4 protein-coding genes are annotated in these 12,377 nt (G+C 71.7%); 1 reads left to right on the forward strand and 3 read right to left on the reverse strand.

Features of this window, described 5'->3' with window-relative positions; all coding sequences use genetic code 11:
- Positions 1-10 precede the first annotated feature (10 nt).
- Positions 11-1,789: an ABC-F family ATP-binding cassette domain-containing protein gene (locus tag H7J89_RS01175; protein WP_264035740.1), complete on the forward strand. Its 1,779-nt coding sequence runs from the start codon at positions 11-13 to the stop codon at positions 1,787-1,789.
- Between the two features lie 9 nt (positions 1,790-1,798).
- On the opposite strand, the gene H7J89_RS01180 is transcribed toward H7J89_RS01175, so the two are convergent.
- The 3 genes from H7J89_RS01180 to H7J89_RS01190 all read right to left on the reverse strand — a co-directional run bounded on the left by H7J89_RS01180 (position 1,799) and on the right by H7J89_RS01190 (position 12,375).
- Positions 1,799-2,860: a type III polyketide synthase gene (locus H7J89_RS01180; RefSeq protein WP_264035741.1), complete on the reverse strand. Its 1,062-nt coding sequence runs from the start codon at positions 2,858-2,860 to the stop codon at positions 1,799-1,801.
- A gap of 127 nt (positions 2,861-2,987) precedes the next feature.
- Positions 2,988-6,035 (reverse strand): type I polyketide synthase, encoded by a 3,048-nt coding sequence (locus H7J89_RS01185; protein WP_264035742.1) that lies wholly within the window; start codon positions 6,033-6,035, stop codon positions 2,988-2,990.
- A gap of 1 nt (position 6,036) precedes the next feature.
- On the reverse strand, positions 6,037-12,375 hold the full coding sequence (locus tag H7J89_RS01190; protein ID WP_264035743.1) for a type I polyketide synthase: 6,339 nt from the start codon (positions 12,373-12,375) through the stop codon (positions 6,037-6,039).
- Positions 12,376-12,377 lie beyond the last annotated feature (2 nt).

Raw genomic sequence — 12,377 nt, forward strand, 5'->3', positions numbered from 1 at the left:
GGTCGGGCCGGTGGCACACCTATTGGGAGCCGAGGCCATCCACCTCGAATACCCGACCCAGTTGGTATTCGGATCGGTCACGCTGGGCGTCAACGACGGCGCACGCATCGGCATCGTCGGACGCAACGGGGACGGCAAATCCAGCCTGCTGCGGTTGCTCACCGGCCAGTTGCAGCCCGACTCCGGCCGTGTCACCCGCCGCAGCGGCTTGCGGGTGGGCGCGCTGAGCCAGGCGGACACCCTGGAACCGGACCACACCGTGGGCTGGACGCTGGTGGGCGATGCGGCCGAACACCAGTGGGCCGGTGACGCGCGGGTGCGCGACGTGGTCGGCGGCCTGGTCTCCGACATCGGCTGGGACGCCGCGATATCGACGTTGAGCGGCGGCCAGCGCAGGCGCGTCCAGCTGGCCAGGTTGCTGGCCGGCGAGTGGGACGTCATCGCGCTCGACGAGCCCACCAACCACCTGGACATCGAGGGCATCGCGTGGCTCGCCGAACACCTACGGCAGCGCTGGGCGCGCAATACCGGCGGGCTGCTGCTGGTGACGCACGACCGCTGGTTCCTGGACGAGGTCGCCACCACGACGTGGGAGGTGCACGACGGGATCGTGGAGCCGTTCGAGGGCGGTTACGCGGCCTACGTGCTGCAGCGCGTCGAGCGTGACCGGATGGCCGCCGCCACCGAAGCCAAGCGGCAGAACCTGATGCGCAAGGAGCTGGCCTGGCTGCGTCGCGGCGCGCCGGCCCGCACCTCGAAGCCCAAGTTCCGCATCGAGGCCGCCAACCAGCTGATCGCCGATGTGCCGCCGCTGCGGAACAACGTCGAGCTGGCCAAGCTGGCGACCGCCCGGCTCGGCAAGGACGTCATCGACCTGCTCGACGTGTCGGTGGCCCTCGGCGGCCACCCGGTGCTGCGCGACGTCGAGTGGCGGATCGCCCCGGGCGAACGAACCGGCATCGTCGGCGCCAACGGCGCCGGGAAATCGACGCTGCTCGGACTGATCGCCGGGAGCATCAAGCCGGACACCGGGCGCGTCAAGCGCGGCAAGACCGTCCAGCTGGCCGTGCTCGACCAGCAGGGTGACACCCTGGCCGCGCTCGCCGACGACCGCATCGCCGACGTGCTGGGCCGGTTGCCGGGCGGGTACGAGGTCGAGGGCCGCGAGGTGACGCCCGCCCAACTGCTGGAGCGGCTCGGCTTCGGCAAAGGGCAGCTATCCGCTCGGATCGGGGAACTCTCGGGCGGGCAGCGACGGCGGTTGCAGCTGATGCTCACGCTGCTCTCCGAGCCCAACGTGTTGCTCCTCGATGAGCCGACCAACGACGTCGACACCGACATGCTCGCCGCCATGGAGGACCTGCTCGACTCCTGGCCGGGCACCCTGATCGTCGTCTCCCACGACCGCTACCTGCTCGAGCGGATCACCGACCAGCAGTACGCCATTCTCGACGGCCGGTTGCGGCACCTGCCCGGCGGCATCGACGAGTACCTGCGGCTGGCGCGGCGGGACGTCGCCGCGGCCGCGCCGCCCACCACGGTCGCTCCGGTCGAGCCGGNGGGGATGTCGGGAGCCGAGCGGCGGGCGGCGGAGAAGGAGCTGGCCGGCGTCGACCGCCAGCTGGCGCGGCTGGCCGACCGGATCGCGGACAAACACCACGAGCTGGCCGAGCACGACCAGTCGGACCACGTCGGCATCGCGCGGCTCACCAAGGAATTGCGCGCGCTGGAAGACGAGGTGGCCGCGACGGAGAGCCGCTGGCTGAATCTGTCCGAGGCGCTGGAGTGAGGCGTCTGCTCAGCGCCAGCGCAGGAGCACGAGCTCGGAGCTGAATCCCGGGCCCATCGCGAGCATCAGCCCGGGGCCGCCGCCGGGCGGTGGCTTGGCGATGGTGTCACGCAGGATGTGCAGCACCGAGGCCGACGACAGGTTCGCGATCTCGCCCAGCGAGCGCCAGGTCAGCTCGAGGGCGTCCGGCGCCAACCCGAGGCTGGTGCCGATCGCGTTGATGACCTTGGGACCGCCGGGGTGCGCCGCCCAGGCGCCGACGTCGTCCTTCGTCAGACCGTGCGCGCCGAGGAATCGGTTCACGTCGCCGGCCAGGTGGCGGTCGATGAGGTTGGTCAGCTCGGGTGACATCACCAGGTGCAGCCCGGTCGAGCTGACGTTCCAGGCCATGATGTGCAGCGATTCGGGATAGAGGCGACTGCGGGAGTCGACGATGTCGGGGCCGCCGGCGCTCAGCCGGTCGGCGCGACGGTCGCCGACGGCGACCACGGCGGCGGCCCCATCGCCGAACATGGCGGTTCCCACCAGACCCGAGACGGTCGGCTTGACCGCGGGGAAGGTGAGCGAGCACAGCTCGACCGACACCAGGACCGCGACGCCGTCCGGCGCGCCGCGCAGGTAGTCGTGCAGTTGGCCCACCCCCGCCGCCCCGGCCGCGCAGCCCAGGCCGAACAGGGGCACCCGGCGCACATCCGGGCGCAGCCCGAGCCGTCCGGCGATCCGCGCGTCGAGCGACGGCACGGCAACGCCGGTGACCGTGGTGGTGGCGATCATGTCGATGTCCTGCGGCCGCAGGCCCGCCTCGTCCAGCGCGCCCAGCAACGCCTCGCAGCCGAGTTCGACGGCGTGTTCGATGAAGACCTCGTTGGCTTCGCCGAAATCGGTCAGCGACGGGTATCGCTCCAGCGGCAGGACCAAGTGGCGGCTGTTGACCTTGGCCGCGGCGTGCAACCGCCGAACCACCTCTTCGTGTTCCTTCAATGCGGGGAGTTCGACGATTTGGTCGGTGATTTCGGCCTGGCTGTAACGATGCGGCGGCAACGCTCCGAACACGCCCGCGATGACGCTCATGCCCAACCCTCTTGGTTGCGTCCCAGCTCAACAGGGACTTTCATCAATTCCCGAAGTCTAAGCCGCTCTGAGTAGCCCGGCAAAGATTCGGCGTATTCGACATGTGTTGTATTGCTTGTGGATTCCGTCATTCCGCGTCCTCATCGTCGCCGGAGTTCAGCGCCATCGCGATCAGAGCGTCGGGGCTCAACGAGTCGATCATGTCGATGACCGGTTCGGCGACAACGCTTTCCGGTTCCCCGGCGAGCAACAGAAGTTTGTCGAGCAATCCGGTTCTCCGAAGCTCGGCGAGCGGGATGCTGCGCAGCGTTGACCACACCTTTTCCTCGTCCGATTCGTCGTCATCGCCGCGGAACAACTGCCGTCGCAGATGATCGGCCAGCGCCGCGGGGGTGGGATAGTCGAAGATCAGGGTCCGCGACAGCGCCAGCCCGGTGGCCGTCGTCAGCCGGTTGCGCAGTTCCACGCCGGTCAGCGAGTCGAACGCGAGGTCGGCGAAGGCGCGATCGCGGTCGATGGCGCGGCCATCCGGATGCCCCGATACGACGGCCGTGTGCTCGCATACCAGCTCGGCAAGCCTTCTCCGCTGCTCCGCGGGGCCCAGGGCGTGCAATTGTTCAGCCAGACCCGGCGACCGGGTTGCCTTGGCGGGCACCGCATTATGCTCGTCGCCGAGCCAGAATCGTTGCCGGGCAAAGCCATACGTCGGCAGTTCGACCCGGCGCGCGTGCGAGCCGGCGAACACGGCCGGCCAGCTCACGCCCACTCCGGCGGTGAAGAGCCGGCCGGCCGCGCTGAGCAGCGACTCGATCTCCGGGGCGTCCTTGGGCACGGAGACCACCGAGAGCGGTCGCTCGGTGGTCAGCGACTGGTCGACCGCCACGCTCAACCCACCGCCCGGGCCGACCTCGACGAAAGCCGTCGCTCCCAGGGCCTCGGCGGCGCGCACGCCGTCGAGGAAACGCACCGGCCGGCGCACGTGCTCGACCCAGTACCGCGCCGACCCGTATCCGGGTTCGGCCGGCTCGCCGGAGACGTTGGAAACCAAGCAGATTCGTGGCTGTCGCGGCCGGATGTCGGCCACCCGATGGGCGAACTCGTCGAGCATCGGCTCCATCAACGCCGAATGAAACGCGTGCGAGACCGCCAACCGGTGGGTCCGCCGACCGGTGCCCGTCAGCCGGTCGGCCACGGCACCCACCGCGGACCGCTCACCGGACAGGACCACCGAATTGGGCCCGTTGACCGCCGCGATGCTCACACCGTCGTACAGCAGCGGCGCGACCTCGGCCTCGCCGGCGCTCACCGCCACCATCGCCCCGCCGGCCGGCAACGCCGCCATCAATTCCCCGCGGACCGCCACGATGCGCGCCCCGTCGTCCAGCGACAACACGTCCGCCACGCACGCCGCGACGATCTCCCCCACCGAATGACCCAGCACCACATCGGGTGTCACGCCCCAGGACCGCCACAACGCGGCGAGCGCGATCTCGAGGACGAACAACGCCGGCTGCGCGAACTCCGTGCCCTGCAACAGCTCGGCGTCGGTGCCCCACATCACCTCGCGCACCGGCGACCGCAGGTGGGCGTCCATCGCCGCCGCCGCCTCGTCGAAAGCCTGGGCGAAGGCCGGAAACCGTTGATGGAGTTGGCGGCCCATTCCCGGCCATTGCGAGCCTTGACCGGGGAACACGAAGGCCGTCTGGCCCGCCGGCCCGGCCCGGCCCACCAGCACACCGGGGGCGGGCCCCCCGGCCGCCAGTCCGGCCAGACCACGCGTCAGCGCGTCGCGATCGGGGCCCACCAGCACCGCCCGATGCTCGAACACCGAGCGCGTCGTCGCCAACGACCAGCCCACGTCCGCCGCGGAAACCCCGGAGTGGGCCACCCGCTCCGCCAGCCGGCGCGCCTGGTTGGCCAGGGCCTGCTCCGAGCGGGCCGACAGCACCCACGCAACTGACCCGTCACACGCATCGGCGGGCGGATCCGGTTGCGCGGGAGCCTGTTCCACGATGACGTGCGCGTTCGTGCCGCCCATGCCGAACGACGACACCCCGGCACGGCGCGGACGGCCCGCCGCCGGCCAGCGCAGCGCGTCGACGTTGACCCGCAGGCGTTCGAGGTCGGGACTCGCGTCGGCGTAGTTGAGGCTCGGCGGAAGCACCGAATGCCGCACGGCCAGCACGGTCTTGAGCAGGCCCGCAATTCCCGCGGCGCCCCCGGCGTGGCCGATGTTGGTCTTGACCGACCCCACCTGCACCGGATGCTCGCGCGCGCCGAACACCTCACCCAGCGCCCGGGCCTCGACCGCGTCGCCGACCTTCGTGCCGGTGCCGTGGGCCTCGACGTAGTCGATGTCGGCGCTGCCCAGGCCGGCGGCGACAAGCGCCCGCCGGATCACGTCGGCCTCACCGGAAACCGAGGGAACGGTCTGGCCGGCGGCGCTGTGCCCGGAGTTACCCACCGCGCTGCCCCGAATGACGGCGTGAATGCGGTCCCCATCCCGCAGGGCGTTGGGCAGCGGCTTCAGCAGCACCAGTCCCCCGCCCTCGCCGCGGACGTAGCCGTCCGCGCGCCGATCGAACGCGTAGGTGTGGCCCGACGTCGACAGTGCGCCGAATTCTCGTTCCAGCATCGCCGTTTCGGCGGCCAGGTTGAGGTGAACCCCGCCGGCTATCGCCAGCGCCGACTCGCCCGCGCGCAGGCTTTCGCAGGCCAGGTACACGGCGACCAATGAGGACGATTGACCGGAGTCGACCGTCATGCTGGGCCCCTGCAACCCGAAGGCATACGAGACCCGGTTGGCGATCATCCCCCGGCTGATGCCGGCGAACGAGTGGTGGTCGAGGTTGTCGGCGATATCGCGCAGGGTGAGGACGGCGTAGTCGTCGGCCATCGCCCCGAAGTACACCGAAATGGCCGTCCCGCGCACCGTTTCGGGCACCACGAACGCGTCTTCGAAGGCTTCCCACGTCAGTTCGAGCGCCAATCGTTGCCGGGGGTCCATCGCGGACGCCTCGCGCGGCGAGAGGTTGAAGAAGTCGGCGTCGAACTCGGCGACGTCCCCGGGCAGTTGCGTAGCCTCGCGGCCCTCGCGGATGAGGTCCCAGAACTCGCGCGGGCTTGCCGCGCCGGGGAATCGGCACGCGAGACCGATGACCGCGACGTCCGTCATGCTAGGGGCCCATCTCTTCGTCGAGGATGGCGAAGAGCTGGCTTTCGGTGGCGGTGGCGATGTCGTCGTCGAACGGGTCGTCGGGATGCTCCGGGTAGGGGACTTCCGCCGGGCCGGTCAGGCTGTTCAGCAGGCCTTCCAGCCGGGTGACGAGCTGCGCCCTGTCGCCGGGGCTCCAGCCGGATTGGCCGAGCAGTGCCTGCAATTCGCGGGCCACGTCGTTGAAGCGGGCCATGCGGTCGGGCGGCTCGCCGCTTGCCCCGGTGGTCAGCTGGGCGTCGAGGTGCTCGGCCAGGGCCGCCGGGGTGGGGTAATCGAAGATCAGCGTGGGCGAAAGGGTCAGTCCGGTCGCGATTTTGAGCCTGTTCCGCAGCTCCACCGCGGTCAGCGAGTCGAAGCCGAGGTCTTGAAAGGCCTGCTCGCCGTTGACGTCCGCGGTGCTGTGGCCCAACACCGTGGCGGCGTTGCCGCAGACCAGCTCCACCAGCTCGCGCCGCCGCTGCTCGGGGGCCAGGCCTTCCAGCCGCGCCCGCAGGCCCGTCAGCGACACCATGTCGGTCGGGTCGAGGACCCGCCGCGCCGGCCGGGTGGCCAGCTGGCTCAACAGTGGCGGTAGCGAGGCGCCGCCGTGCGCCAGCGCGACGGTATCGAGGCGGGTGGCCACGACGACGGGCGGTTCGGCCGGCAGCGCGGCGTCGAGCAGGTCGAGCGCCTGGCGCGTGGACAGCGGGGCCAGCCCGGCGCGGCCCATCCGTGCCTTGTCGCGGTCGCCGAGGTTGCGGGTCATGGCCGACTCCTGTTCCCACATCCCCCAGGCGATCGACAAGCCGGGCAGGCGGTGGGCGTGGCGGAACGCCGCCAGGGCGTCGAGGAAGCTGTTGGCGGCCGCGTAGTTGCCCTGGCCCGGGGCGCCCACGATCCCCGCCATCGACGAAAACATCACGAACGCCGACAGATCCAGCTCCCGGGTCAGCTCGTGCAGGTGCCACGCCCCGTCGACCTTGGACCGCAGCACCGTGTCGATGCGCTCCGGCGTCAGCGACGCGATCACCGCGTCGTCGAGCACCCCGGCGGCATGGAACACGCCGCGCAGCGGGAAACGAGCCGGCACCTGCGCCAGCAACCACGCCAGGGCGTCGCGGTCACCGACATCGCAGGCCAGCACGCACACCTCGGCCCCGGCCTCGCGCAGCTCGGCGACCAACGCGGGCACGCCATCCGCCTGCTCACCGCCGCGGCTGACCAACATGACGTGTGGCACGCGATAGCGCTCGACCAGATGCCGGGCCACCGCCGAGCCGGCCATGCCGGTCCCACCGGTGATCAATGCGGTGCCGCCGGACAGCCCGGCCGGCCCGTCGGGCATGGTGAGCACGACCTTGCCGATGTGGCGGGCCTGGCTGACAAACCGGTAAGCGTCCGCGGCGCAACGCACATCGAAGGCCTTGACGGGCAATGGCTTCAAAGCTCCGGCCGCGAACAGCCGCACCAATTCCGCCGACATCTCCGCGATGCGGTCCGGGCCCGCCTCCATCAGATCGAACGCACGGTAGGTTTGGGCGATCGCGCCCGGGTCACGCAGGTCGGTCTTGCCCATCTCGATGAAGCGCCCGCCGGGACTCAGCAACCGCAGCGAGGCGTCGGTGAAGTCACCGGCCAGCGAGTTGAGCACGACGTCCATGCCGGCGCCGCCCGTCGCGGCGGAGAACTTTTCCTCGAAGTCCAGGGTTCGCGAATCCGCGATGTGGTCGTCGTCGAAGCCCATGGCGCGCAGGGTGTCCCACTTTCCGCGGCTGGCCGTCGCGAAGACCTCGGCGCCCCAATGCCGGGCCAGCTGCACCGCAGCCATGCCCACCCCGCCGGTGGCGGCGTGCACCAGTACCCGCTCGCCGGCCCGCAGGCCGCCGAGGTCCGACAGCCCGTAATACGCCGTCAGGAACACCACCGGCACACCCGCCGCCGCGGCGAACGACCAGCCCGGCGGCACCCGGGTCACCAGCCGCCGATCGACGGCCGCCTCCGACCCCGTCAGGCCCAGGATGCCCATGACCGCGTCCCCGACGGCCAAATCGGTGACGCCGGGGCCGATCTCGGTCACCAGTCCGGCGCCTTCGGCGCCCAACTGCGCGAGACCCGGATACATGCCCAGGGCCACCAGCACGTCGCGGAAGTTCACCCCGGCCGCGGCCACCGCCACCCGCACCTGACCGGCGGCCAGTTCCGCCGCCGGCCCGGATACCACCGCCAGGTCCTCCAGCGTCCCGGCGTCACCGGCGGCCAGCCGCCAGACCGACGGCGCTTCGGGCAACCGCAACACCGGGTGCGCCTTGACCGGCTTCAGCCGGGCACCGTAGGCGACGCCCTCCCGCACGATCAATTGCGGTTCACCGCAGCCGATTACGGACCGGAGGTCGAGGGAGCCGTCGGAGTCGACCAAAACCGCCCGGCCGGGATGCTCGGCCTGCGCCGACCGCACCAGCCCCCACACCGCCGCACCGGCCAGGTCCGACACGTCCTCACCGGGCAGCGCCACCGCCCCGCTGGTCAGCACCACCAACGGCCCGGACCCGTCACCCCGGGACTGCAACACGCCCAACGCCTCATGCGTGGCGGCGTAGACCGATCCGACCACGCCCGGGCCGCTCGCCGGCGGCTGCCACACCTCGGGGGACACGTCGATACCGTTGTCCGACAACGCAACCGGGGACCACACCGCCTCCAGCAGTTCGCCGCCACCGGCGCGCGCCGCGGCGGCCGCCGACAGCTGCGCGGCCGAGACCGGACGCGTCACCACCTCGCGGACCGACAGCACGGGCAAACCCGACGAGTCGGCCACCTCGACCGACACGGCGCCCTTGCCCACCGGCGCCAGCCGAACCCGGACCCGCGACGCCCCGGCCGCGTGCAGACAGACCCCTTGCCAGGAGAACGGCAGGACGGTCTCGGCCCGCTCGTCGGCCACCCCCAGTGCGTGCAGGGCCGCGTCCAGCACCACCGGATGAATTCCGAAGCCGCCCACCGTCACACCGGCGTGCTGCGGGGCCTCGACCTCCGCGAAGGTCTCGTCACCCCGGCGCCACACCTTGCGCAGCCCCCGGAAGGCCGGGCCATACCCATAGCCGCGCGCCGCCAAATCGTCGTAGGCGCCGGCCACATCGACCGCCGTGGCACCGACCGGCGGCCACACCGAGAGATCCGCGTCCGGCGACGGCGAGCCTTCGCCCAACACCCCCTGGGCATGCAGCGTCCAGTCCAGGCCGGCCTGCGAGTACACCGCGGCCGCCCGGGATCCGTCCTCGCCGGCGGCGTCCACCACCACCTGCACGCGCACCGCGCCGCTGCTCGGCAGCGCCAACGGGGCCGACAGCGTCAGCTCCTCGATCACCGGACAGCCGACCTCGTCGCCGGCCCGCAGCATCAGCTCCACAAACCCGGCACCCGGGAACAACACCGTGCCGGTCACCGCGTGATCGGCCAGCCACGGCTGGGCCGCCGTCGACAGCCGGCCCGTGAGCACCACCCCGCCCGAATCGGGGCGTTCGACCACGGCGCCCAACAGCGCATGCCCGGCCGCGGCCAGACCCAGGCCGGCGGTGTCCCGCGCGCCCACCGACTCGGTCGGCAGCCAAAACCTGCGCCGCTGAAAGGCATACGTCGGCAGGCCGACCCGGCGCGCGTCCAGGCCGTCGAAGACCGCGGCCCAGTCCACGTCGGCGCCGGACGCGAACAGCCGCCCGGCCGCCAGCAGCAGCGACTCGACTTCGGGGCGGTCCTTGGCCATCGACACCGCCGAAACGGCCGGCTCGGTCGCCAGGGACTGTTCCACCGCGGCGGTCAACGCCGCGCCGGGCCCCACTTCGAGGAACGCTCCGGCACCCAGCGATTCGGCCGACCGCACCCCGTCGACGAACCGCACCGGCCGGCGCACGTGCTCGACCCAGTAGCCGGCGGACCCGTATCCGGGTCCGGCCAACTGCCCGGTCACGTTGGAAATCAAGTCGATTCGCGGCGCACCGGGTGACACCCCGGCCAGCATTGCGGAGAACTCCTCGATCATGGGCTCCATCAGCGGCGAGTGGAACGCGTGCGAGACGGCCAGCTGCCGCACCCGCCTCCCGCAGTCGGCCAGCCGATCTGCCGCGGCCGTCACGGCGGCCCGCTCGCCCGACAGCACGACCGCGTCGGGGCCGTTGACCGCCGCGACGCTCACGTTGTCGTTCAGCAACGGTGCGACCTCGGCCTCGTTCGCCGTCACCGCGACCATGACCCCGCCCGCCGGCAGCGCCGCCATCAGCCGCCCACGGGCCGCCACCACCCGCGCGGCGTCGGCCAGTGACAGCACCCCGGCCACACAGGCCGCGGCGATCTCCCCCACCGAATGGCCGATCACCACATCGGGCGTCACACCCCAGGACTGCCACAGCGCCGCCAGGGCGACCTCGAGCACGAACAGCGCCGGCTGCGCAAACTCGGTGCTCTCCAGCAACTCCGGGTCGGTGCCCCACATCACCTCGCGCAGCGGCAACCGCGCATGGGTATCCACCGCCGCGACGGCCTCGTCGAAGGCCCCGGCGAACACCGGAAAGCGCTGATACAGTTCCCGTCCCATCCCGAGCCGCTGCGACCCCTGACCGGGAAACACGAACGCACGCTTGCCGACCGGGCGGCTGCGCCCGACGACCACGCCCGGGCCCGGTTCCCCGGAAGCCACCCCGGCCAGCCCGGCCGTCAGGGTGTCACGATCGCTCCCCACCACCACCGCGCGGTGCTCGAGAGCCGCCCGGGTGGTGGCCAGCGACCAGCCCACGTCCACGGCACGCAGCTCCGCCTCGGCCTCGAGGTGCGCCAGCAGCCGCTCCGCCTGGGCGGTCAGCGCGTCGGCCGACCGGGCCGATACCACCCACGGGATCACCGCATCGCAGCGATCACCTTGCGGCGCAGGATGTTCCGGCTCCGCCGGCGGCTGCTCGACGATGACGTGGGCATTCGTCCCGCTGATCCCGAACGACGACACCCCCGCGCGGCGCTGCCCGTCCCGCGCCGGATCGCATGGCCAGGGCTGGGGTTCGGTCAACACCGACACCGCGCCCGCCGACCAATCCACGTGCGGCGACGGCACGTCCACGTGCAGCGTCTTGGGCATCACCCCGTGCCGCATCGCCTGCACCATCTTGATCACTCCGGCCACTCCCGCCGCGGCCGACGTGTGACCGATGTTGGATTTGATCGATCCCAGCCAGAGCGGCCGGTCCGCCGGCCGGTCCTGCCCGTACGTCGCCAGCAGGGCCTGGGCCTCGATGGGGTCGCCCAAAACCGTTCCCGTGCCGTGGCCCTCGACCACGTCGACGTCCGCCGCGGTCAACCCGGCGTTGGCCAGCGCGGCACGGATCACCCGCTGCTGCGACGGCCCGTTGGGCGCGGTCAGCCCGTTGGAGGCGCCGTCCTGGTTCACCGCGGAACCGCGCAGCACCGCGACCACCGGATGGCCCAGTCGCCGCGCGTCGGCCAGCCGCTCCAGCACCAGGACCCCCGCGCCTTCCGACCACGACGTCCCGTCCGCGGCGCCGGCGTACACCTTGCACCGGCCGTCCGGGGCCAGTGCCCGCTGCCGGCTGAACTCGACGAACGCGGCGGGCGTGGCCATCACGGTCACACCACCGGCCAGCGCGAGGTCGCACTCCCCGGAACGCAGCGACTGCGCCGCCAGATGCATGGCCACCAACGACGACGAACACGCCGTATCCACTGACACCGCGGGGCCTTCCAGGCCCAACACGTAGGACACCCGGCCCGAGGCCACGCTCAGGGTGGAGCCGGTCAGCCCGTAGCCCTCCAGTTCGCCCTTGACCTCGCCGCCGTAGCCGGCGTGGATGACACCGGCGAAAACCCCGGTCGCCGAGCCGCGCAGCCCCAGCGGGTCAATACCCCCCCGCTCCAACGCTTCCCACGAGATCTCCAGCATCAGCCGCTGCTGGGGATCCATCGCCAGGGCCTCGCTGGGCCCGACCCCGAAGAATCCGGCGTCGAAGTCCGCCGCATCGCGCAGGAAGCTGCCTTGGCGGGTGTACATCTTGCCGGCCGCGTCGGGGTCCGGGTCGTACAGCCCCTCGACATCCCAGCCGCGGTCCGCCGGGAAGTCCGACACGGCGTCGCGGCCCTCATTGACCATGTCCCACAGGGTCTCCGGCGAATCGACCCCACCCGCGTAGCGGCACGCCATGCCCACCACCGCGATCGGTTCGGACAGCCGGCCTTCCAGCTCCGAGACGCGTCGCCGGGCCCGCCTGAGATCCGCCGTCAGGCGCTTCAGGTAGTCGACGTGCTGCGAGGTATCCGGCATCG

The sequence above is a fragment of the Mycobacterium paraffinicum genome, from assembly GCF_025822865.1.
GTDB lineage: Bacteria > Actinomycetota > Actinomycetes > Mycobacteriales > Mycobacteriaceae > Mycobacterium > Mycobacterium paraffinicum.